A 23,909-nucleotide genomic window follows, 5' to 3' on the forward strand; every position below is an offset into this window, starting at 1 on the left:
GCGAAGGCAATGTCGTTGTGGGATAGAGCGATGCTGTCGAGACGTTTTATCATAGAAACCATCAACGACCAGTTAAAAAATATCTCTCAAATAGAGCACTCAAGACACCGCAGCGTGCATGGTTTTATGCTCAATATGATTGCGGGACTCATCGCCTATCAATTGAAAGACAATAAGCCACAACTGAACCTCACTAATGCGGAGTTTAATGCTATTACAGTTATGGCTAGTTAAACCGATCTCAGGTTAGTTATCGTCAGTAAGCCGTTAAAATACATAAGCTCAAGCTAACAATTTAATTAAATAGGTCACTGGTTGTGAGTGTGATTAATTCATTATTCAGAATGCTGGCTTGTTTATATCAAAGGTTAGTGAGCTTAATTTCGCGCGGGTAACATCTTGTGTGCTGGTTCAAGTTTAAGACTCATCTGTAACAGAACATAAAAAAGGGACTCCTAGGAGCCCCTTGTTCATTTTAAAATGACCTAAATATTAGTGGGTCATCTTATTTTTGATCAGCACACAACGCTGCTCTATTTGACGGGTTTCCAGTAGATTACGGCGGGTAAGGTTAGATAGCCCAGTTTGGCGATCAAGTACTTTGTCCAATGCCGCTATGCTAGTGTAATTACAATCGGTTGGGATGAGGAAATGGCTATAATTACGCATAAATACTGGCCCTTTTTTGTCCATATCCATTAAGCTCGCCAGACGCTCTTCCGCTGTAGCTGCGCTTAATAGTTTTTGCTCAGCAGGATAAAGATTTTGCATAATAATCCGCTGTTTGGAGAAAGGCAGGCTGTCTAGATGGACTTTACTTAACCAACGACGTTTTGCGGCCGCTTCAGGGCGGATCACTTGTGCCGCAAGTGCCGCTTTTTCACCAGAGTCTGAATTATCCTTGGCAGCTTCTTTGGTTAAGCGCTGCAGCGCGTTAGGAAAATCATAGCGATTAAGCTGGGTAATGATTGCCCATCGTAAATCTTGATCTAAGGTTAATCCCTTAATTTTTGTTTCACCGTCAATGAGTTGTGCTAAATGACGCAGTGAATCTCTGTCGCTTGCTAAACTGACATACGCATTGAACCAGATCCGTTGGAAGTCATTATCGCCTTTATTTTCCATTGCTTTTCTCAGACTCATTTGGCTTAAGCCTTTAATTGCATTTTCAGCGTAGTTTTGCTGAATAGGGGCGATCTGCGCGAGATATTCCTTCGAGCGCAACATGCTATCGATGATCTGACCAACAATTGTGTAGTCCGTCTCAGCAGGCGCGTTAACAAACACTGTGCTTAGGTATTGATCTAAGCTCAATTTACCTTCGCGGACGCTGTCCCACAGACTTTGCCATAGCATAGATCTCAGTAGTGGATCGGAAATATTACTCAGTTGTTGTTTTGCGGTATTAAATGACTTGTCATCAAGCTCGACTTTCACAAAGCCCCAATCATCAAAGTTTGGATAGACTAGGTCTGGGCAGCGCTCACCAATCAGTTGTTTAACTTCGGTACGCTCGCCTTTGTAAGTCACTGGCACTGTAATGTCATTTCGCAGATCAAAACGACCTTGGGTAAATAGAGCCACTTGGACTTTTTGTTCACGTAATGTGGGTAGTTCTGCGCTTGCAGGGAGCTGTCGTAGGCTAAATTCGCTGATTCGGTTACCCTCACAACGATATTCCGCCTTAATGGTGTTAACGCCCGCGCTGTAGAGCCATTCTTGAGTCCATGCACTTAAATCGCGGCCAGCGGCTTTCCCTAGGCTATTGATAAAATCGTCTAACTCAGCGTTTTGATAACTGTATTGTTTTAAATAGTTACTGACGCCACGACGAAACACCATGTCGCCGAGTAAATGGCGTAATTGTTTCAGCGTTGATGCGCCTTTTTGGTAAGTGATAGCATCGATATTGTCGAAGGCGTTCTGGGTTGTTGCTACGGGTACTTCAATGGGGTGCGTGGTGACTAAGCTGTCTTGCTCATAGGCTTTTTGCTTGCCTTTAGCGTAGAAGGTACGCCAAGCATTAGTGAACTCTGTGGCTTCTTGAGTCGCAAGTGTACCCATAAATGAAGCAAAACTTTCATTTAACCACAAGCCGTTCCACCATTTCATGGTGACGAGATCGCCAAACCACTGGTGCGCCATTTCGTGCATGATCACGCCCGCAAGATTTTGCTTCTGATCCGCTGTCATAGCCGCTTTATGAAGGAAGATATCTTCGGAAAAGGTCACTGCGCCCGCGTTTTCCATCGCGCCATAAAGGAAGTCTGGCACTAGAATTTGATCGTATTTCTTAAAAGGGTAAGGAATACCAAAGTAATTATCGAAAAAAGTTAACCCTTGTTTCGTATAGGTAAACCAATCTTGCTCCGTGACTTGATTTGCAACGGATTGACGGGCGAACAGGCGCATAGGATAGCGGCCTGAGTTGTCTTGCCACATGTGATAAGGGCCCGCGTGCATCGAAAAGTTATATGGGCTTAGCTTAGGTGTTTGTGGGAAAGTCCAACGATTGTAAGCACCTGCTGGGGTGATTTGGCTTTCACGCATTGAGCTAATGACTTGCCAGTCTTTGGGTGCTGTTACCGTAATTTGATAGTTAGCCTTGAGATCCGGTTGGTCGAATACTGCGAACATCTGCTGAGCTGCAGCGGGTTCAAAATGAGAGTAGAGGTAGACCTTGCCATCGATTGGATCTTTAAAACGGTGTAAACCTTCACCATTGGTGCTGTGGGCACGGCTAAATTGCACTTCAATGGTATTTTCACCTGAGGTGAGCAAACGCGTATTTAAGCTGATGTAAGCGCCATTGTAATTGGGGTATACGGCGGTACCGTTGATGATAAAGCGTTTTATCTGCGCCTTGTTTAAATCTAAGCTCAGTTGTTTTGGCACTTCACTTAATTGAAATGTCACTTTGGAGGTGGCGGAAAACTCGGCATCCCCTGTGAGCTGAAAATCCAAGTCATAGTGAATATCGGAGATGACCTGCGAGCGAAGCGCAGCCTGATATTGGCTAATATAAGCGCTAGCATCACGTGGACCTGTATTGAGTGTACTTTGGGTTGCACACGACATTAATGTGCCGCAGGTAAGGGCAACGAGACTGGCTTTAAACAAGTTCACAACTTAAATCCTTCAACGATTTGTTTTGTTTTCTGCTTGGATGTTTGCATTCAATATCGTGTGTGTAGGTTTGCCTTTGTGGCAAATTATCCCTCGCGCCAGCGCCAATTTTGAGCATCATCATCGCAGTGTATTTTGGCCGAGTACACTACCTTATTTACCTTGGATTACCAATGTTAAAAATGTAAAAAGAAGCCAGCGTTAACGCTGGCTTCTTGAGATTACTGTTTGGCAGAATTAAGTGCCAATAGGACAATTACATGCCTAAGAAAGACTTAGACTTCATCTTACGGATTTCTTTTTCATCAGACCATTCGATAAGGCCTGTTTCTAAATCCATTAAACGCATTGTCATCTTATAGTAGACGTCTTTAGTGCTACCGTCTTGCTTCACTATGCTAGATAAATTGCCATATAACATGTATTGAGCGCCAATTTGACGACCAAACTTGATGGCGGTTGATGGGTCAACCATGCCAGTGTTGTTTTGGTAATCCAGTTGTTTACGGACTGAATCTACTTTAGTCATGTCGATAAAACGGAACTTGCCTGAGCGCAATAATTTGTTACTGATAGAGTCAGTGACAGACTCAGTGTCGATATGTTCTGAGGTTTTGTTTTTGATGCTGTCAACAAATAAAATCGGGCGGTCATTGGCAGTTATTGCCACGATAGGAGGGAAAGTCATCATGCTATCCACCATCTTGGCTGCAATAGCTTGTAGATCCGTTGAGCCAAAGTTCTCATTGACGGTTTCAACTTCTGTGGCATCGCCATATTCGACTTTAGATTGACATGCAGCTAGACCCATAACGGCAGCCAGTACAAAAATCAGTTTAAATTGTTTCATAGTCAGTTCCATTTTGTGATTGTATAAACTTAATGACACACGTCTTATTCAAATACCACAACCGCTAGGCTAAATGATTATTGAATAAATTCGGGTGTAATTACCAGTATCAATTGCCCAGACTAAGGTGGTTTTGCCTGCTGCAACATCAATTTTAGCCGGTGGCGCTTTGTCTAACTGCAAAGTGTATTCACCTGCACTCAAATAACGCCGCCCGATCTGTGCTTGTTTAGGGAGCGTCAGCCAACTACGACGATCCGCTTGTTCTGTTACTACGTTAAAAATCTGCATCGCTATACTGCCAATATCGGCAGCATTGTTCCCTGGTTTGCCACTCTTCTCAATCTGATAGGCCATCTCAGATTTAGCATAGACCCTAGCGACTTGACGAACTAGAGTCGCGGGCAGATCTTCCTTGAGTGCTGTGATGGCTAAGGCATCGATATTGGCAATAGGTTCAGTTTTCAGCACTGTACCTAAACCTTGCACTTGCGTCTCTGGCACAAAAGTATTGTTTGGCATGTAGGTAGCGAGTGACACTGTCTGCCAGTTACCATGGATAGTAAAAGGTACAGTGAGAGCTTGTTTTGCTGGCGCAAAGCCGCGCTCGACCATCAAAATTACTTGGCCATCTTTGGGGTTGGGCAATTTAGCATCGCCCCAACGGCGCTTAAACTCATCATACTGTGGCATGCCGAGTTGCTTGGCGAGACGGACCAGATCTTGTTGTAAATAGGTGTTATCTGGAGTGATTTGTGCTGCTTTACGATAATCGATATAGGCATCGTTCGGCTCACCCAGCACTTCGTGCAGTACGCCAGTCGTATAATAACTGTAAGCGTTTAAGAAAGAACTGGTGACTGTGCCCGCGGCTTGTCCTAGTTTATTAACCTCGGCATCTATGGTGCCGTTTGCCATGGCTTGAACTGACTTTTGTGATTTTTGATAGCGTTCTTGCTCGCTGCTCTGTAGTTCGTTACTGCGACGAACTTCGACTAGAGCCCCCTGATAGTCGCCACTAAACAAATAGTTAAGAGCTTGGTATTGGTGCAGCATGATGCGTTCATACCCTGGGCCTCGGTACGGAATCGCATTGTCGTTTAACACTAAGCTGCTGGCTGTTGCGCCAATGTCACTAACGCTGACTTTGGCCTTATCATCAAAGGCGGTATAAGCATCTACTGCTTGCTGATAATATTTTTTACTGGCAGCAAAATCGCCAGCGACTTGAGCAATACGTCCCGCTTCTTGGGCATAGAGTAAGCCGTCATTGCCATTGATATTACTGGCAAGTTTGTCGATATCGGCCATGGGAGTCGCACTATTAAGCTCTTGTTTGAGTGGTTCGATCTGCGCAGGATAATTAATGAAAATACTGTTATAAGCGCAGCCCGATAAGTTTAAAACCAATCCCATTGCCAAGGTTGGTGCAATAAATGCGCGAGAAAAAGGTGTAACGAAGGACAGTTTCATTATTGCGCTTCACCTTTTTTGATGGATTGGGCTGAAATCGCCTGAGTCTGTTCTGGCATAAGTGAACGCTCGAGTAATGTGATCCCTTGAAGGTGATCAAATTCATGTTGAAAAATCCGTGCAATAAAGCCCGTTAATTCGGTTTGTTGCCACTCGCCTTGTAAATTTTGATAGCGTACTTCAATGGCTTGATGTCTTTGCATCGTAAATCTTTGCCCCGGTACAGATAAGCAGCCTTCTTCTCCGCTGACCAACTCGCTTGATGCATTAATGATTTGCGGATTAACCACGACCACAGGCGCCATATTAGGCGCGTCGGGATAACGCTCATTAGGGCGAGAAGCCATAATAAATAAGGCTAAAGGGCTGTGAACTTGGGGGGCTGCGATACCAACGCCATTGGCAGCGTCCATGCTGGCAGACATTTGCTCGGCAAGATGCACGAGCTCTGGATCGAAATGGTGCACTGTGATTGCAGTCTGCCTTAGAATGGGTTCACCCACTAACGCTATGGGTAATAGAGTTGGGGTTTCTTTTGGCATTAAATGTTTAAACATCGCATTCCCTGGATATTTTGCAGTAACTGTTTTTTAATCAAAGTTAACATCTAAAGCGTCAGTGTTAATAATGTGGTGGTGGCGTTTCTTCAGCCTGAGTCGCCATATTACTCGGTTCCATGTCCTGCAACTTACCAATTAACATGTGAATTTGGTGTTGCTGGTGAGCCACCAGTCGATTTAATTTGATGACCTCTTGGTTTAATTCTTCGACTGTGAGCTCTTGAAAAGCCAATTTGGTTTCTAGATCTTCAATCTGTGCTTGTACGCCTTGCATGGCTAACCTCTATTTCTGCCAAGTTTCAACTAAGCCTTGGCTACTGATACTAACGACTTTATTGGTATCTCGAATTGCCACAGAGTATACAACGGCTCCTCGATTTTGGCTGTTTTTAGTGAGTGCAACCTGCCATTTTTCAATTTGTTTACCCGAGTCACGTTGCCAGAGTATAACTTCCCGCGCTGGCGTACCTGTTAATATCTGGCTGTCTTGTTTGATAAACCTCACCGCTGAAAAGTTCATTTGACGACGGGTAATATCCAGCTTGTTTAATAGCTTACCGCTTGTGTTATCCCAGATTTTTGCTTCATCTGTGCTGCCATTGGTAAAACTTAAACTACCACTGTCGTTGAGTGCCACTTTGGTTATACGGCTGCCGAGTGTCCACGTATGAAGCGGTTGGCCAGTTTGTGCCTGCCAGAGAATCGCCTGCATATCATTTGACCCCGTTAATGCTAATCGGCCATCAGCAGAGAGGGCTACACTATTGACGCGCTCTTTATGTCCAAGAAACTTGATTAAGGCAGATTTTTCGGCATTAAGCGACATGACTGAACCATCATTTAAACCAATAAGTAGTGCGCCATTATCTGCTACCGCGACACTTTCACCGGATGAAGGTAAGGACCACCAGCCCAAAGGCTTACCGTCGGCTATTTTCCACATAGCAACTGAATCTCGGCTTAACGATGCTGCAAATATCCCGTTGGGAGAAATCGCTGTACCTGTGACGCCAGTATTAATATCGCCATGTATCCATTGGTATTTGAGGGTGTGGGTACTGAGATCCCAGCATTGAACTCCACTACTTTGAGTGGCAACTAAGGCGAATTGCCCATTACTTGATAGGCTCGCGCTATAGCTGGGTTCTGTCGTGAGAACACTGATATCTTCTGCTTTGGGGTGGCAAGCGATTAGAAAAACTGTGCAAATTACCAGCAGTAGATTTTTCTTCATGAACTTGCTCCCTAAGTTGTTGTCTTTAGACTTGATCAAGTGACATTAATCACTGTTAACCCATAAAGAATCTAGTTGGTATAACCGAGATAACTAGTATAAAGTTGTCACGCTTAGGTTATTGTAACCGCTTGAGGATGCTGAGGAAGCTTTAATGAAATCGATTTATAAATTATCGTTAGTTGCATTGGCTATTATTGGCCTATCTGCTTGTAATCAAGAAGAAAAAGCAGCTACGAGTACAAATGTTGAATTAACGACTGAAGCTCAAAAAGAAGCTTACAGTGTAGGCGCTTCAATCGGTCGTTATATGTCTGGCCATATCAAAGAGCAAGAAGAATTAGGCCTGCCAGTTGATCGCACTCTGATCGTCACTGGTTTCACTAATGGTCTGAATGACCAATTAAGTTTAACCGAAGAAGAAATGCAAACCATTCTTCAAGGTCTAGATAAAAAGTTAAACGATAAACGTCAGGAACAAGCAACAGCGATTTCTGCGAAAAATATCGAAGATGGTAAAAAATTCCTTGAAGAAAACAAGGTTAAGCCTGGTGTAGTGACAACTGAGTCTGGCTTACAATATGAAGTATTAACTCCAGGCACGGGTGAAAAGCCTGCCGCAGAAGACACTGTAGAAGTGGATTATGTCGGTACTTTACTTGATGGTACTGAGTTTGATAGTTCTTATAAACGCGGCGAAGCAGCTAAGTTCCCTTTGAATCGCGTTATTCCAGGTTGGACTGAAGGCGTGCAATTAATGCCTGTTGGCGCTAAGTACAAGTTTGTGATCCCATCGGAATTAGCCTATGGCGTACGTGATACTGGTACTATTCCACCAAACTCTACGTTGATTTTCGAAGTTGAGTTGAAATCAATCGAGAAAGCTTCTGCGGCGCCAGTAGCTGAACCTGCTAAAAAGTAATTGATTAGCTGCGACGTGTAATACGCCGCCATTGAAAATACCGCTCCTAAATGAGCGGTATTTTTTTGTCTGTAAAATTCGCATTATTGTTTTAATATTTAGCTCACTATCTTACAGCCGTTGGTTCTCAGGCTGGCTCTATGTTTCATTTTTATACCCATCATCAACATTAATCTGTTGCAATAACCAAGGGTATAAATCATCCACTTTAGCAGTTTGACTGTTATGTTTATTTCAAAATAATGAATGCTAAATTAAGTTTTAATTATATCCATTACCTTTTAAGGACCCGTGTTCCTTATATTTTATTGGGTATTGCATACCGAATAATATCATCAAAATATCACATTAAAATATTGATTGTTATTTAAGCAGGATGCCAAATGCTTTGAGCTTATGTGTATTGCTCTTACTGTTTGTTTTTACATGGCTAATACTTTTGATTTACCATCCTGTTCTGTTAGGTGAACAGTGAAGTGTCTATAATTAGTTACTCATCAATGTGTTACATTGGCAATGTGCGATCTTGCCCTCTTTTTTTACGCATTCAACTCTGAAATAATCCGCTCGCACGTTAATAGAAGTTAGCGGCAATATTATAATAATGGGGTTGATGATATGGATAATGTTAATAAATTAACGGCTATTTCTTTAGCTGTAGCAGCGGCTTTGCCTATGATGGCAAGCGCAGATGTGATGATCACCGAATATGTTGAAGGTAGCTCAAATAATAAAGCGATTGAACTGTATAACAGCGGCGATACGGCAATTGATCTCGCGGGTTATAAACTGGTTCGTTATAAAGATGGTGCTACTGTTGCGTCGGATATGGTGGCTTTAGGTGGTCAAACTATTGCGGCAAAATCGACAAAAGTTATTTTAAATACTAGCGGTACTATTACTGTTGCTCAAGGAGTTGATAGTTACTCTGGTAGTTTAAGTTTTAATGGCGGTGATGCGGTTGCCTTAATGAAAGATGATGCCGTCATCGATATTATTGGTGATGTGCCGACTCCAACGGGTTGGGGATTAGACGTTACCTTAAAACGTAAATTAGATGCGTTAGTGGCGAATACTGTATTTAATGCCGCCCAGTGGGAACAATTACCTAAAGATACCTTCTCTGGTTTAGGTTCACTAGAAACGCCTGCTGAGCCAGAAGTGCCGCTCTTTAGCTGTACTGGCGCTACAATTGTGCCTATTTATCAAGTACAAGGTGCGGGCGAGTCGAGCCCATTTGTACCAGCAGGGGCATTCGAATCTGAAGCCGAAGTGACAGTGCGTGGCGTAGTGACTGCCCGTGGTGAAAGCTTGTTTAAAGGTTTTTACTTACAAGAAGTTAAGGGTGATAACTCACCGTATACCTCTGATGGTGTATTTGTATTCTTAGGTGAAGCGGCACCTGAAGCGATTCAACCTGGGGTTGAAGTTTGTGTGCAGGGTAAAGTGAAAGAATACTTTGGCTTAACTCAAATCGATATTAAAGCCGATAAGAAATTTGATGTTGGCGCTAAGGGTGAAGTCCCTGTTGCCGCGCCTTTCTATGTGGCCGATGGTGAAACCTTAGCGCAAGCATTAGAGCGCTATGAAGGCATGAATGTGGCCTTAGATGCGGGCAGTGATCTTAAAATCAGCCGTACCTTCAGCTTTGACTATGCGGGTAGTCGCAATAACATGCTAGTGTCATATCAAGCGCCTTTAATGAAGCCTACACAGCTGTATCCAGCGCTTTCTGCTGAAGCAACGGCATTAGTTAAATCTAACCGCGAAAACCAACTCTTTATCGAATCCGATTACAAGCCTGCCAATGGTGTTATTCCATACTTCCCTGATTTCAATGTGGAAACGGGTTACATCCGTGTTGGCGATCAACTGACTAACCTGCAAGGTGTGATTGGTTACAGCTACGGCGCTTATCGTTTAGTAGCGACTAATACTATTACAGCGGGTGATTTTATCCGTGGTGATGACAGAACCGAAGCCCCAAGTGTCGCAACTAAGGGAGATCTGCGCGTGGCTAGCTTTAACGTGCTGAACTTCTTTAACGATGTTGATGGTGGCGATACCAATCCATCAGGCAGTAACCGTGGCGCTCTAACGCTGGAAGAAATGGTGCTACAACGTACTAAAATCGTTAGCGCTATTACCGCCATGAATGCCGATATCGTCGGTTTGATGGAAATTGCTAACAACGGTTTTGGTGAGAAGAGTGCGATTAAGGATTTAGTCGATGCACTAAATGACAAGCAGACGCCTGAAAACGCCTATAGCTTTGTTGAAATCACCGATGCTGATAAGTATGACGGCAAGTACTTTGGCACAGATGCGATTACTGTCGGCATGTTATACCGTGGTGGTAAAGTGGCTTTAGCGGGGGCAGCACAAGTTATCGGTACTCCAGAACAGCACGCCAGTGCTGGCAGCGTGACTCGCACAAAAGATGGCAAAACTGAGACTAACCCTGGCAATGATGCTTATCAACGTCATAGCTTAGCGCAAACCTTTAAAATCCATGATGAGTCTCTGACCGTAGTCGTTAACCATTTGAAATCTAAAGGCTCAGGTTGTTTAGAAGATTGGGTTAACTTCGAAGAGTCAGTTGATCCTGCCGATCAACAGGGCAAGTGTAATGCTTTCCGCGTATCTGCAGCGAAAGTCTTGGGTGAAACGCTAAAAGACGTGAAAGGCGACTTACTGATCATCGGTGATATGAATGCCTATGGTATGGAGGATCCTATCCGTGTACTAACCGACTTCGATGCGAGCAAGTCAGAGCGTGACATCCTGACCGCTTCGTGGACGACGCTCGACGGCAAAGTGTTTGAACGCCAAGGCAGCAAGATTGAAAAAGGTTATGGCTTTATCAACTTGAACACGAAAGCCCACGGTGCAAGCACTTTCTCTTATAGCTATAACGGCGAGTTAGGTAACTTAGATCATGCTTTAGCCAATGCTAACTTAGCCAAACGTTTAGTGGATATTGAAGATTGGCATATCAACTCAGTGGAATCTAGCCTGTTTGAATACGGTAAAAAGTTCTCTGGTGATCTGGTTAAATCTGAAAATGCTTTTTCTGCATCGGATCATGATCCTGTGATTGTTGCTTTAAGTTATCCTGCGCCAGTAGTGCCGCCAAAACCTGAGCCAAAGCCTAAAGATGATGGCGGTGCTTTAGGTTATTTAGGTTTAGCACTGATGTCCTTGTTTGGTTTGCAGCGTCGTCGCCGTTAACCTGTATATGGGGTTAACTCACAAGTGCAATTTGTGAGCTAGACTGAAACAAAGGGATGGTTAACCATCCCTTTTTTATCTCTTTTTTTCAGTTTTTATTAGGAGTGAGTATGGATACCACCTCAAATCCGCTGAAAACCATGAATATCAAGGCGCCACTGTGGTTTTACTTTGTCGCAACGCTCAGTTTGTTGTGGAATATCATGGGGCTGATGGCTTTTGTGATGCAAATGACTATGACGCCAGATGCACTCGCACAGATGAGCCCAGATCAAATTAAACTCTATGAAACGACGCCAATTTGGGTTGATGCTGTGTTTGGCTTTGCCGTGGTTTCAGGGGTTCTAGGATGCCTATTATTGTTATTCAGAAAATTAATTGCTTATAAAGTGTTGGTCGCCTCGCTTATCGCTATTTTGTTGCAAATGACCTATGTATTTTGCATTCAGCAAGCGGCTGTGGTGCTAGGAGCTGACGCGTTAATTATGCCAAGTGTAGTCGTGGTGTGGGGATTATTTCTTGTCTGGTTTAGTCAGCTAAGTACCGTTAAATCTTGGTTAGTTTGAGCCTTATTTTTGCTGATATTGATGTGACCAGCTGAGAGTAAACTAGTTGAACTTCATCCACTTCACAGTAAACTGCTGATTGGTTTTATTGACTAGGAAGTTGCAATGAGTATTTGGTTTAGAGCTGTAACGTTAGAGGATTGCGCGCGTTTAGACGCCGGTATGGGTGGCAAAGGCACCTTGATGCAGACTTTAGGAATTGAGATCAGTGAGATTGGCGACGATTACATGAAGGCCACTATGCCAGCCAGTCCGGCGGTGCATAACCCTTTGGGCATAGTGCATGGTGGCGCGAATGTCGCGCTTGCTGAAACCGTTGCCAGCTATGCGGCAAATTTCGCGGTGGATTTTGAGCAGTACTATTGTGTCGGTCAAGAAATTAACGCTAACCACTTACGGGCTTCCCGTAATGGGGTATTAACCGCCACGGCTAAGCCTATCCACTTAGGGAAGCGCAGCTCTGTATGGGAGATTTTAATCCACAACAGCGCGGGTGAACTGACTTGTATTTCACGGATGACTGCGGCTGTCGTTAAACGCTAAATGCAATGAGCCAGCTTATTACCTGTGGTGTGAATGGCGTATCAATCGTTTGATTTAAATAATATATAGATAAGGATTGGATATGGATAACGCTACAATTTGGGAATGGGTTGGTTATTTAGCTTCAGTGGTCGTTGCAATATCACTGATGATGTCAAACATTAAGAAACTGCGCTGGTGGAATCTCATTGGTGCGGCTTTATTTGTGGCCTACGGTGTGGCAATTGGGGCTTATCCTGTTGCCTTAGTTAACTTTTTTATCGTGCTGATTGACACTTATTATTTGGTTAAGCTTTATCGTGAAGCCGACTTATCCAGCAGTTAATGGCAGTGTATCAGCTTAACTCCGCTTTCTCGCACCGCACTTCGCTCCATTGTCCTGAGCAGCTATTTGGTTTTTCAACAGCATCTTAAGTGATGTGAGCGGACCATTGGCTGTGAGTCCGTGTAATTCATTAACTGTCTTGCCAAACTCATTCTTAATCTTTTTTTTAGATTATATAAATCTAGTTTAATCGTTTTGTTCTCAAGTGGTAATTCTCTATTCTTGCTCTATCGACAACACGTCGCCAGCCAAGGAGATAAACCATGGCCACCATTTACGATTTAATTGAAACCTGGTTAACCAGCAATCAAGACTAAGGAGCAGGGCATGAGTCAACAACATCAAATAAGTCAGTACTTAACGAGCCAAAACGGCGCCCCAGTGGCCGACGATCAAAACTCACTGTCGGCGGGTGAGCGTGGTCCTCTGCTATTACAAGATTGGCATTTAATTGAAAAGTTAGCCCATTTCAACCGTGAGCGTATTCCTGAGCGTATCGTGCATGCTAAAGGTACTGGGGTTTACGGCACATTTACGCTGACTAAAGATTTAAGCGATTACACCATTGCTGACCATTTCAATGGTGTTGGTAAGCAAACCGAAACCTTTATTCGTTTCTCAACCGTAGGTGGAGAAATGGGTTCTGCCGACGCAGAGCGCGATCCACGCGGCTTTGGTTTACGTTTTTATACTACCCGTGGTAATCACGATATCGTGGGTAACAATACGCCGACCTTTTTCTTACGAGATGGGATTAAGTTTCCAGACTTTATCCATACGCAAAAGCGTAATCCTAAGACAAACTTAAAAGATCCGCAGGCTATGTGGGACTTTTGGTCATTGAATCCTGAAGCTATGCATCAAGTGACCATTTTGATGTCGGATCGTGGTATTCCTGCGAACTACCGTCAAATGCACGGTTATGGTTCACACACTTTCTCGCTGTGGAATGCCAAGGGCGAGCGTTTCTGGGTGAAGTTCCACTTTAAATCGCAGCAAGGTGTGGTCAACTTAACCAATGAACAGGCTGATAAATTAAAAGGGATTGATCCCGATTCATCGCAGCGCGATATGGTGGTTGCTATTACTGATGGTAACTTCCCGCGTTGGACGGTTAATGTGCAGATTATGCCTGAGGCAGATGCCAATACTTACCATATCAATCCATTTGATTTAACTAAGGTTTGGCCGCATAGCGACTATCCATTACTTGAGATTGGTGTATTAGAACTGAATCGTCTGCCACAAAACTACTTTGCTGAAGTTGAGCAAGTGGCATTAGCACCGAGTAATTTGGTCCCAGGGGTTGGGGCTTCACCTGACAAGATGTTACAAGCGCGTTTATTTGCCTATGCCGATGCGCAGCGTTACCGCATTGGTACTAACTACAACCAATTGCCAGTGAACTGCCCGCATGCCGCTAAGGCAAATCACCATCAACGTGCAGGTGCGATGGCGGGCACACAATGCCCTTACCATGGCAGTCAAACGGGTGGCGACGCTTCGGCAAACTATGGCCCGAACAGCACTGCTGATGCCTTGGTTGAGCCAGTAAACTTTAGCGAACCACCATTGCGTTTAGAAGGTGAAGCGGCGCGTTATAGCCGTTATAACCAAGACGATTACACCCAAGCGGGTAATTTGTATCGCATCTTCTCTGAAGTGGAGAAAGCGCGCCTAGTGGCAACAATTTCGGGTTCATTAAGTCAAGCGAGTTTAGATGTGCAGCAACGTATGGTGGCGCATTTTACTCAAGCCGATGCGGATTACGGACAACGTATTAAACTGGCATTAGGTCTTTAAACTGTTGCTGTTGCGAATGTTTGAATAATAGTAGAAACGATAAAACTGAGTAGGAAGCCTCTACTCAGTTTTTATTATCAGCGACAACAATATTAACATTCTCGTTAATGTGCTCTTAGGCTGCAATGAGTGCTGCGTTAGGGCTATTTAGTTGCTTTAACAATCCAAATGCTTGCTGCATTTTATCCTCGGTTACGATAAATCCTATAAATGTTTCATCCACGTCGAATGCTTTAATACAGCTTCCTTGAGCATCAATATCGACTTGCCAGCGATGGACGCCATTCACTGTTATACCGCTGAGCTGCATAGGTAACAGTGGCGTTTTCACTTTAATTAGCATGGCGGGAAAATTCACTGCTGTCGGTTGGTTCAGTAATGTGTTCGCTAGCGCATTGGCGCTCAGTAACGCAGGTTGCAAATAGGCCCTATTTTGGCCGTTGATTTGGGCGCAATCACCTAGCGCATAAATATGGGCATCGTTGGTTTGTAAGCATTCGTTAACGACGATACCTTTATTGACCTCTAGCCCCGCATGCTGGGCAAGTTGACTGTTAGGGAGAAGTCCCGCTGCACAGATAACCGCATCACAAATAAACCGCTGGTCATTATCTAGGCACACAGAGATACTGCCATCTTGGTGTTGCAGTTGGCTGACTCGGGTTTGCAATTGCACTGTGACGTTATACTGCTTTAGTACAGCGGTCAGTTTGTGGCTTAACATTTCGGGTAGCATATTCGGCATTAAGCTCGCTTGTGGATCGACCAAAAACACTTGCTTACCTGCAGTTGCTAAGTCCATTGCCAGTTCAACTCCGACCAAACCAGCACCGATAACCAGTACTCTCCTCGCGCCATGGATGTCTGCTTCGCAGGCCTGATACTCCATTAAGCTGTTAACTGTGTGGATGATATCGACGCCATCCCCCTCTATAGGTGGAATAAAGGGTCGTGCACCCGTGGCAAGCACTAATTTTTTGTACGCAATTTCGCGTCCTTGATGGCAACAGACTACCTGACGAACTTTATCTATTTTTATGACTTCACAGTGATTTATTACATCAATTTGTTGCTCATGTGCAAATTCAGTCGCGGTCAATTTTATGAGGTCTGACGCCATTTTTTTAAGGCTAAACACATGGCTTAAATCTGGTTTATGGTATTCGTCACCAGAGTCGGCTGTGATAACTGTAATCGGTTGTTCGCGGTTTAAACGTCGCAGTGTTTTGACTAGCTGATATGCCGCGAATCCACTGCCGATAATGACGATAGGTTTAGACATTAGTCACCTCATTTTTTATGATAGCGAAAACGCTTTTACCTAGGCCACATTCGGGACAGAGGAAGTCTTCGGCCACTTGAGTCCAAGGTGTGCCAGCAATGACATCTTGATTAGGCTCTCCTTTTTCAGGGTCGTAAACCCATTGGCAAACGGTGCAAATCATTGATTGTGTATCATTTAATTCGCACGCTTTTGTTGCAATCGGTGCCGTCACAGGGACGTTATTAGTAGCAGTATTTTCAGCTATTTGACTGGCTGTGGTGGCTTGGTTAGGTTTTGACATGACTTGATTAATGATAGAGCGACTATTCGCGCTATCGAGGGGACGCAATGCCCATTCTCGCGCGATTCGCTGGCCGTGCTGACGGCATTCTTGCATCGCATCTCGATCGGGACGCCATTTGACTTTTAATCCCACCGAGGTTTCAAAACCAGCATCCATCAAACGAGTGTGAATTCTATCGACTGCGCCGCCATTCCAGCCATAACTACCAAAAGCTGCCGCCTTTTTATTGCGAAAACGCAGGCCCGTGATTTCTTCAAGCATGGCGGCAATTTTAGGCATCATCACATTATTCATGGTGGATGAGCCGACTAAAATACCTTTTGACCTAAATGCCTGTGCAAGGATTTCGTTTTTATCATGACGTGCGACGTTATACACTTTTACTGCTACATTGGGGTCAACATCATGAATACCTTGAGCAATACCGTCGGCCATCATGCGAGTATTATTGGACATAGAGTCGTAGAAAATCGTGATGCGGTCTTCTTGATAAGCGTCGGCCCAAGCTAAATATTGGTGAATAATTTGGGCAGGATTATCACGCCACACAATGCCGTGTGAAGTTGCGATCATATCTACAGGTAAATTAAAGCTTAATACTTCGTGAATTTTAGCCGTCACTAGGCTGCTAAAGGGCGTTAAAATGTTTGAGTAGTACCGTAGGCATTGTTCCATTAATTCATTTTGATCAACCTCATCATTGAATAAATGTTCGTCGCAATAGTGTTGGCCAAAGGCATCGTTACTGAATAAAACCGCATCTTCGGTGAGGTATGTCATCATGCTATCTGGCCAATGCAACATAGGTGCTTCGATAAATATCAGTTGCTTACCATTGCCTATCGCTAAACTATCCCCTGTCTTTACGGTAATGAAATTCCATTCTGGGTGGTGGTGATGTCCTACAATGGAGTCGACCGCATTTTCACTGCAGTAAATTGGAGTGTTAGGAATTTTGGCCATTAATGCAGTCAGGGCGCCTGAGTGGTCTTCCTCTGCATGGTTCATCACAATATAGTCTATATCGGTTAAATTAATTTCAGCTTCAAGATTTTGTAAGAATTGCTGGCTAAAACGATGATCAACTGTATCAATTAACACGGTTTTTTCTTCACGGATAAGGTAGCTATTGTAGCTTGTGCCTTTAGTTATTTTGTACTCAGTACCATGAAAATCTTGCACTTCCCAATCGCGTTGACCCACCCAGTGGATATTGTTTTTTACATGAATAGTCATAAATACACCTGTGATAATTAATAATGAATGCGCTACGTAAATCTTGCTTATTTAGTTAAATCTCTTATTGCACTCACTATGCCAACATTGTAAGACGTTGATTTTTATTGGTATTAACGTATTTCAACATTTGAAATCACTTGTTGGTGTCATAATGACAATTTGACATTGGTCAAATTGACATTACACTGTTGTCAATATGACTTTATTTGACTGTGGATGTGCTATGAGTGCCCATGCTGATTTAACTCAGTTAGCCTTAGATTTAACTGTCGGCGTGTCGACGCAAGACAGATTTGAGCGTTTGTTGGCAGTGGTCAGGCGGCGTGTCAATTGTGATGCTGCGGCATTATTGGCATTTCGGGAGCAGCAATTTGTCCCCTTGGCGATAGATGGGCTCTTTGCCGAAGTGTTAGGGCGGCGCTTTCAAATTAGTGAGCATCCGAGATTAGAGGCTATCGCCCGTGCTGGCGATGTGGTTCGTTTCCCTGCCGACAGTGAACTTCCCGATCCGTATGATGGTTTAATTCCACATCATAGTGCGAACTTACATGTACATGCTTGCATTGGTTTACCACTAATCGCGAACGATCGCTTAATTGGGGCGCTCACCATTGATGGTTTCAACCCTCATCAGTTTGATGGTTTTAGTGATAGCGAGTTGCGTGTGATCAGCGCACTGGCCGCAGCCAGTCTTAATACTGCGTTATTGATGCAACAGCTAGAATCCCAAGTTGTTGAAGTTTCCAATGGCACTGAGGTGCTCAATCGTCCTGCTAGTCAGCAGGAGATCATAGGGCAATCCACACAGATCCAATCGCTAAAGCAGCAGATAAGTGCCGTGGCAGGCACTGACTTATCGGTATTAATTACCGGCGAAACCGGTGTGGGTAAGGAGTTAGTGGCCGCGGCGATACATAATCAATCGACCAGAGCCGATAAATCACTTATCTATTTGAACTGCGCTGCATTGCCGGAGTCCGTCGCCGAAAGCGAGTTATTTGGGCATGTAAAAGGGGCATTTACGGGGGCAATCAGTCATAGGCAAGGCAAGTTTGAACTCGCTGACAAGGGGACCTTGTTTTTAGATGAAATCGGGGAGCTTCCCTTGGGGCTGCAAGCTAAGTTATTGAGGGTTTTACAATACGGTGAATTACAGCGAGTGGGCAGTGATAAGAGCCTAAAAGTTAATACTCGGATTATTGCCGCCACTAATCGAATTCTGCACCAAGAGGCAACGGAAGGGCGCTTTCGTTTCGATCTTTACCATAGGTTGAGCGTATTTCCTATCCACGTAGCACCATTAAGAGAGCGTGGGCAAGATATTGTTATGCTGACAGGTTTTTTTCTTGAACGTTGTAAAGCGAAGTTAGGACTCACCCATATCAATATCACACCCGCAGCGCAGCAGTTATTAGAGCAATACACATGGCCGGGTAATGTGCGTGAGCTAGAGCATGCGATACACAGGGCTGCGGTGTTGGCGAAAGCCGAGCTAAAAACGGCTTACATCAGCTTAAGTGATAAACATTTTCAGCTCGATTCTTTGATGAATCAAGCACACAGAACAGTCGACGAAGATAGGCCATCAGATGCCGCAACGCCAGCCAGTGAATTAGCATTTAGGTCTGAGTCGGCCTGTCGTGAGCGACAATCGCAAGATAATTCCAGTGTTATACTGGGGCTTAAGGCGGCGACTGAGAGATATCAGCGTCAACTTATTCGTCAAGTTTTAGCCGCGAATCAACAAAATTGGGCTGCGTGTGCAAGAATATTGCAAATCGATACAGGTAATTTGCACCGACTTGCAAAACGGTTAGGTTTAAAAGAATAAAATATTGCGTGAAGAAATTTTATTCTGCAGCAAAACCACAGCCTCGATTCTTAGAAGAACAGTGTTGCTACGCCTAAGAGTGCGAACAATACCGCGCAGCCACGGTGTATCCACAACATAGGTAATTTTTCGGCGCTGAAGTGGCCTGCGATCACTACGGGTACGTTAGCAAGCAGCATGCCTAAGGTTGTGCCTGCAACCACCATCGTTAATGAATCGTATTTTGCGGCTAATACCACAGTTACGATTTGCGTTTTATCCCCCATTTCGGCGATAAAAAACAGGATAAAGGTAGCGAGAAAGGGGCCCATTTTATAGAAACGGCTCTCTTCTGCATCGACTTTATCTGGGATTAACACCCAAAGAGCGATCGCGAAGAAGGACGCAGCCACTAAATAACGTGCAAGATCTGGGCTTACCCAGTTAATGGCCCATTGACCAATCCAAGCGGCGGCAAAATGGTTAAATAATGTCGACAGCAAAATACCTAAAATAATGGCGGTTTTATTTTTAAATCTTGCGGCGAGGATTAGTGCAAGTAATTGAGTTTTATCACCAATTTCGGCGATAGCAACCGTAAAGGTTGAGGCAAGTAGGGCTTCCAAGTGTGATCCTTTAGGGGTGGTTATGACATAAGCACAATAAACCGTCCACCCCTAGGTGCGGTAATTGTGCTCAGGTCTTGCTGGGCAAATCTATGATTTGCTGTGAACACCATGGCATGTTGCCAAGTATGTTGATGTTCACCCTAGATGACGATGGTTCGAAATCCAGTTAGCTACTCCCCCGAAGCGAGGTGGGCATTATACCTAGGTAAGATTTAGTTTCAAGCACGAGTTTATAACAGTAGGTGCTGATAAATGTTTGACGGGTGTCAGAAAAATACCGATTCACATTCTGTAACTTAATGAATATAAATGAATTATTTTTTGACAACGTTGTCTTTTGTTGCTAATTTAGCCAAGTCATTTCTACTTAGTTACATACTGTTAACTCGTAGTGACTCAATGATAACGACTGTATTTGGCAAACTAATTGAAAAGTTAGGACGCAAAGCTTCCGGTCTAAGGTTGTAAATGGATTTTTTAGTGAACTAAGATAGCGGAGTTGCCGCAGAATTCGATTTCTGTGAAAGATAAACGACTGCTGTTTAATGCTGTTGTTTGCCCAAATACCACTTTTATATCTAAGCCTATCATTATGTTTAGGATGATAGGCAATCAATGGAGTGCATTAAAGTGGCAAATCCTACTGTTTTTTCCCCTATTTCTAAATTGAGTTTATTGGCCGCGGCAGTAATGGCGACGAATGCGTTTGTGAGTATCTCTGCGCAGGCGCACGGTTATGTTGTGGCACCTGAATCGCGTTCATATGCCTGTAAAACAGGTAAAAATGCCAATTGTGGTGCGGTGCAATGGGAGCCGCAAAGTGTTGAGGGGCCATCGGGTTTTCCTGAATCAGGTCCTGCTGATGGCAAATTGGCGAGTGCTGGCAATGGTGCTTTTTCACCTTTGGATGAACAAAGTCCGAGCCGTTGGGCAAAGACGGATATTAAAGCGGGCTGGAATAAGTTCAGTTGGCAGTTCACAGCAAACCATGTCACCCGTAATTGGCGTTACTATTTAACTCGCCAAGATTGGAACCCAAACCAAGCTTTGAGTCGAGCGAGCTTTGACTTAGCACCCTTTTGCGTAGTTGATGGTGGTATGGAACAGCCGCCTAAGTTAGTGACCCATGACTGCTACGTGCCAGAAGGTCGCAGTGGTTATCAAGTGATCTTGGCCGTGTGGGAAGTGGGAGATACGACGAATAGTTTCTACAATGCTATCGATGTGAACTTGGGCTCGGGTCCTGTTGTGCCGAGTGAATGGCAAGATGTGGGGGATATCAATCCGTCACTCGATCTAAAAGCAGGCGATAAAGTGATGACCCGGGTGTTTGACGCCAATGGTGAGCAAGCGGCTAAGCAAACAGTCATTACCATTAGCGATGCGACTCAAGGTGATAAACAAAATTGGCCTTTCCTATTAGCAAGCGCGATTAATGCCCAGCAGTCCCAGTTAAAAGCGGGACAAAAAAATGCATCGGGTGTGATTGAGCCTGTGTATGGCAAAAACGACATTTTTACAGCGAAAAACTCAGGTATTGAGCGTGTCGAAGTAGGATTTGATTTAGCTCCTGCTCCGGGCAACAGCTTAGAAGTCACTTCACTTGCCGATGATTATCAAATTATCGATGGTGCGGCGAAGGTCAGCTTTGATGTGACCAGTAACGCCGAGATGCTAGTGTCAGCGTATTTGTTTAGCCATGATGGCACAGCGGCAGGTTTTGTGAGCCAAACTGTTAACAATACCAGTGCTAGCTTAGTGTTAGACGTCGTTGAGCCTAAAGCTGGGCATTATCATTTGCAGGTAAAAGCTGAGCCTAAACAAGGTGATGTTATTCAGCAGAACTTTGATCTCTTCTTAAAGGATCAAGCTCCTGCACCAGAAGCTGATTTTGTATTCCCAGCAGGCGTGAAAGGTTACGTTGCAGGTACTACAGTGTTACAGCCTAAAAATGGCAAAGTGTATCAATGTAAGCCATTCCCTTATAGCGGCTATTGCGTGCAGTGGTCGGCTTCTGCCACAGGATTTGAGCCAGGTGTTGGCGCTTCTTGGGCTATGGCGTGGACTGAGCTGTAAATTAACTTTTTGAGCTAACCTAGCTTCAAAAAGGTGTCATTGGGCTTAAACATATCCGTGTGTTTAAGCCCATATTTTGCATGCTCTCGATGGTGAAAGATGCGCTTTACCTCGGTTTAAGCTCAATGCTGCATCCGATATATTTTCAACAAAGGTAGCGATTTTGTTGGCTTGTATATTTTAGTTTATCACAGCGCTATTAAGTTGTTACCGTACTGTTTGCTACCCTTCTTTGTTCACAACTGGCTTGCCCACTGGGTTTGGCTCTGTTAATGTCCCAAACTATCTATTTAATCGATGCTTATATCGGTACATTAATTTGGGCTATCACAATTGAAAGTCATGCCATTTTTCAATAATCGATTTAGTTAGCCTCAATGGCTACTGGGTTGAAACATTCAAAAGCTATTGGGGCCAATTGATCTGCTAGGTCGAGATCTGATTGGATGCTTTAAGTGATGTGTCGCTTATTTCGATTTAAGACGCAAGGCTTTATCGGTTCAAATCTTACTCAAATAAAATAATAATTAATTATTGAACAGGACTATTGTGTGAATTCAAAAATGTTAGGCTCGATCGCCATCGTTGCCGGGACGGCCATTGGCGCAGGTATGTTAGCGTTACCTTTAGCCACAGCGGCTTTAGGTATTATCCCTGCTTTAGTGTTACTCGTCGTTATTTGGGGCGTGTCCGCCTATACCTCATTACTTATGCTCGAAATTAACTTACGCACTGGCGTGGGGGATAACGTGCATGCTATTACGGGTAAGTTACTGGGTAAAAAAGGTCAAATAATTCAGGGTGCTTCTTTCCTGAGTTTATTATTTGCCTTGACCGCGGCTTATCTCACCGGCGGCTCTTCGTTATTAGTGCTTAAAGCGAAGAACATGTTCGATATCGTGCTCGATAATCAAGTCGCAGTGTTGTTATTTACACTCGTGCTCGGTGGCTTTGCGGCGCTAGGTGTTGCTTGGGTCGATAAAGTGTCACGTTTCCTATTTTCGTTAATGATTCTATTGCTCGTGGTGGTGGTATTATTTTTATTGCCCGAAGTCAGTATTGCTAGCATGGCAACGGGTGCGATTGCCGAGTCTATGGCCAGCAATTGGATGGCGGCAATTCCCGTGGTGTTTACTTCGTTTGGTTTCCACGTCTGTATCGCCACTTTAGTGCGTTATCTCGATGGCGATGCGGTATCACTGCGTAAGGTGTTGTTAATCGGTTCGACTATCCCACTTGCTTGTTATGTTCTGTGGTTATTGGTGACTTTAGGCACAGTAGGCGGATATGAGGTGAATAGTTTTGAAGGTTCACTACCTTCACTCGTCACGGCATTGCAGGATATTGCTCATACACCCTGGATCAGCAAATGTATTTCATTATTCGCTGATTTAGCCTTAGTGACCTCATTCCTCGGTGTGACCTTAAGTTTATATGACTTTATCGCCGAATTAACTCGCGCCAAAGAAACGTTTGCCGGCCGTATTCAAACTTGGTTACTGACCTTTATTCCGCCTGTTTTGTGTGCCTTGTATTTGCCTGAAGGCTTTGTGGCGGTACTGGGATTTGCGGCCGTACCATTGGTCGTGATGATCATCTTCTTGCCAATTGTTATGGCACTGCGTCAACGTCAGTCGCAGCTTGGGGGTTATCAAGTGTCTGGCGGATCTGTTGCGTTAGTTATTGCAGGCTTGTTAGGTGCCGTGATTGTGGGTGCCCAGCTATTTGTTGGGATCTAATTCATTGCGATAGATGAGGGCTTTTTAGCGAATACATCTGGGTAACTTTGATTAAATGTATTTGCTTTGTAAGCGAGTTTTTCAGAGTCTGTTATAGAGAGTGTCGCATGTGATAAAGTCAGGCCCCGGCCTGACTTTTTGCTTTTTAGGTTTTAAAGCGAGTGATGCTGGGTTTTAGCACAGTTATTTAAAATTAAAACAACGCTATTAAAACG

The 23,909-nt window shown here is 44.1% G+C and carries 19 protein-coding genes and 1 riboswitch; of the genes, 10 read left to right on the forward strand and 9 right to left on the reverse strand.

The annotated features are described in order from the left end of the window. The coding region (locus L5L77_RS08690) for a transposase (protein WP_263186340.1) at window positions 1-234 on the forward strand (234 nt) is incomplete at its 5' end. A gap of 258 nt (window positions 235-492) precedes the next feature. Here the strand turns inward: L5L77_RS08690 and pepN are convergent. The 6 genes from pepN to L5L77_RS08720 all read right to left on the reverse strand — a co-directional run bounded on the left by pepN (window position 493) and on the right by L5L77_RS08720 (window position 7,243). After that, window positions 493-3,126: an aminopeptidase N gene (gene pepN, locus L5L77_RS08695; RefSeq protein WP_105250049.1), complete on the reverse strand. Its 2,634-nt coding sequence runs from the start codon at window positions 3,124-3,126 to the stop codon at window positions 493-495. Window positions 3,127-3,382: 256 nt separating this feature from the next. Beyond that, window positions 3,383-3,976, reverse strand: a complete 594-nt coding sequence (gene lpoB / locus L5L77_RS08700; RefSeq protein WP_173246506.1) for a penicillin-binding protein activator LpoB — start codon at window positions 3,974-3,976, stop codon at window positions 3,383-3,385. A 69-nt stretch (window positions 3,977-4,045) separates the two neighbouring features. Beyond that, window positions 4,046-5,449 (reverse strand): COG3014 family protein, encoded by a 1,404-nt coding sequence (locus tag L5L77_RS08705; protein WP_263222576.1) that lies wholly within the window; start codon window positions 5,447-5,449, stop codon window positions 4,046-4,048. Next, window positions 5,449-6,006 carry a peptide deformylase gene (gene def, locus L5L77_RS08710; protein ID WP_263186738.1) on the reverse strand — a complete coding sequence of 186 codons (558 nt, stop codon included), beginning with the start codon at window positions 6,004-6,006 and terminating at the stop codon, window positions 5,449-5,451. Before def ends, L5L77_RS08705 begins: the two co-directional genes overlap by 1 nt. 64 nt (window positions 6,007-6,070) lie before the next feature. Next, window positions 6,071-6,283: a SlyX family protein gene (locus L5L77_RS08715; RefSeq protein ID WP_006080410.1), complete on the reverse strand. Its 213-nt coding sequence runs from the start codon at window positions 6,281-6,283 to the stop codon at window positions 6,071-6,073. Between the two features lie 9 nt (window positions 6,284-6,292). Continuing rightward, window positions 6,293-7,243, reverse strand: coding sequence for a WD40 repeat domain-containing protein (locus L5L77_RS08720; protein ID WP_028761597.1), 951 nt, complete (start codon window positions 7,241-7,243; stop codon window positions 6,293-6,295). Between the two features lie 154 nt (window positions 7,244-7,397). Between L5L77_RS08720 and fkpA the strand changes: the two genes are divergently transcribed. From fkpA to katB, 6 genes are all read left to right on the forward strand, one after another. Beyond that, the gene (gene fkpA / locus L5L77_RS08725) at window positions 7,398-8,165 is read left to right on the forward strand and encodes an FKBP-type peptidyl-prolyl cis-trans isomerase (protein ID WP_105250047.1); all 768 of its coding nucleotides are present in this window, start codon (window positions 7,398-7,400) and stop codon (window positions 8,163-8,165) included. Window positions 8,166-8,783: 618 nt separating this feature from the next. After that, window positions 8,784-11,396, forward strand: a complete 2,613-nt coding sequence (gene exeM, locus L5L77_RS08730) for an extracellular exonuclease ExeM (protein WP_263186739.1) — start codon at window positions 8,784-8,786, stop codon at window positions 11,394-11,396. Between the two features lie 110 nt (window positions 11,397-11,506). Beyond that, complete coding sequence (locus L5L77_RS08735; protein ID WP_263163751.1) at window positions 11,507-11,962, forward strand: hypothetical protein; 456 nt, start codon at window positions 11,507-11,509, stop codon at window positions 11,960-11,962. Between the two features lie 105 nt (window positions 11,963-12,067). Next, window positions 12,068-12,505, forward strand: a complete 438-nt coding sequence (locus L5L77_RS08740; RefSeq protein ID WP_028761594.1) for a PaaI family thioesterase — start codon at window positions 12,068-12,070, stop codon at window positions 12,503-12,505. Between the two features lie 82 nt (window positions 12,506-12,587). Continuing rightward, entirely contained in the window at window positions 12,588-12,830 is a 243-nt protein-coding gene (locus tag L5L77_RS08745; RefSeq protein ID WP_028761593.1) for a YgjV family protein, read from the forward strand. A gap of 327 nt (window positions 12,831-13,157) precedes the next feature. Then, window positions 13,158-14,633: a catalase KatB gene (gene katB / locus L5L77_RS08750; RefSeq protein WP_263222579.1), complete on the forward strand. Its 1,476-nt coding sequence runs from the start codon at window positions 13,158-13,160 to the stop codon at window positions 14,631-14,633. Between the two features lie 115 nt (window positions 14,634-14,748). On the opposite strand, the gene norW is transcribed toward katB, so the two are convergent. Both norW and norV read right to left on the reverse strand, forming a co-directional pair. Then, window positions 14,749-15,915: an NADH:flavorubredoxin reductase NorW gene (gene norW, locus L5L77_RS08755; RefSeq protein WP_263186741.1), complete on the reverse strand. Its 1,167-nt coding sequence runs from the start codon at window positions 15,913-15,915 to the stop codon at window positions 14,749-14,751. After that, window positions 15,908-17,437 (reverse strand): anaerobic nitric oxide reductase flavorubredoxin, encoded by a 1,530-nt coding sequence (gene norV / locus L5L77_RS08760; protein WP_263186742.1) that lies wholly within the window; start codon window positions 17,435-17,437, stop codon window positions 15,908-15,910. Before norV ends, norW begins: the two co-directional genes overlap by 8 nt. A gap of 226 nt (window positions 17,438-17,663) precedes the next feature. On the opposite strand from norV, the gene norR reads away from it, so the two are divergent. Further along, on the forward strand, window positions 17,664-19,271 hold the full coding sequence (gene norR, locus L5L77_RS08765; RefSeq protein ID WP_242068390.1) for a nitric oxide reductase transcriptional regulator NorR: 1,608 nt from the start codon (window positions 17,664-17,666) through the stop codon (window positions 19,269-19,271). A 50-nt stretch (window positions 19,272-19,321) separates the two neighbouring features. On the opposite strand, the gene L5L77_RS08770 is transcribed toward norR, so the two are convergent. Then, entirely contained in the window at window positions 19,322-19,876 is a 555-nt protein-coding gene (locus L5L77_RS08770) for a TMEM165/GDT1 family protein (protein ID WP_263186743.1), read from the reverse strand. A 410-nt stretch (window positions 19,877-20,286) separates the two neighbouring features. Then, window positions 20,287-20,386, forward strand: a riboswitch (cyclic di-GMP riboswitch). A gap of 123 nt (window positions 20,387-20,509) precedes the next feature. Between L5L77_RS08770 and gbpA the strand changes: the two genes are divergently transcribed. Further along, on the forward strand, window positions 20,510-21,955 hold the full coding sequence (gene gbpA / locus L5L77_RS08775) for an N-acetylglucosamine-binding protein GbpA (protein WP_168824930.1): 1,446 nt from the start codon (window positions 20,510-20,512) through the stop codon (window positions 21,953-21,955). Between the two features lie 563 nt (window positions 21,956-22,518). Next, a complete protein-coding gene (locus L5L77_RS08780) occupies window positions 22,519-23,694 on the forward strand; it encodes an aromatic amino acid transport family protein (RefSeq protein ID WP_198573013.1) in 1,176 nt (391 codons plus the stop codon). Window positions 23,695-23,909: the final 215 nt, after the last annotated feature.

It is taken from the genome of Shewanella sp. SM29, from assembly GCF_025654245.1.
Classification (GTDB): Bacteria; Pseudomonadota; Gammaproteobacteria; order Enterobacterales; family Shewanellaceae; genus Shewanella; species Shewanella oncorhynchi.